At 48.5% G+C, this 509-nt stretch carries 1 protein-coding gene; it reads right to left on the reverse strand.

Annotated elements, in window-relative coordinates:
• Positions 1–509: dethiobiotin synthase (gene bioD / locus R7R24_RS30625; RefSeq protein ID WP_318120705.1), on the reverse strand; the 509-nt coding region annotated here is incomplete at both ends.

Below are 509 nucleotides of genomic sequence, written 5' to 3' on the forward strand. Positions count from 1 at the left end.
TCGGTTCGCAATCCAACCCACTAGGTTTAGACCATCTGCTTTGATGATTTCCGCCGTTAATAAAGCGTGGCTCAAACAACCCAGTTTAATACCCACGACAAGTACCACTGGTAGCTGCTCTTGCTGTACCCAAGTAGACAAGCTGTCTGTGTCTGACACAGGAACACGCCAACCACCAGCACCTTCTACCAATACAACATCGGCTTGCTCTTTATGTTGAGCGAGCTTTTCACTCAGCAAATCGTATTCGATTTCAACCTGCTCGTGCTTGGCTGCGATGTGAGGAGAAGCTGGTAATTCCAAAGCGTATGGGTTCACATCTTCATAAGCCACTTCTAAGGTTGCGGCTTTTTGCAAGTGCAGTGCATCTGAATTGCGCCAACCTTGCTCTGTTTTTTCGCTTCCTGCAGCCACTGGTTTGTAGCCAATGGTATTTAGTCCTTTTGCTGCGAGTGCTTGCACGACGGCTTTCGACGCCACCGTTTTGCCTACATCAGTATCCGTACCAG

It is taken from the genome of Vibrio sp. 704 (assembly GCF_033339295.1).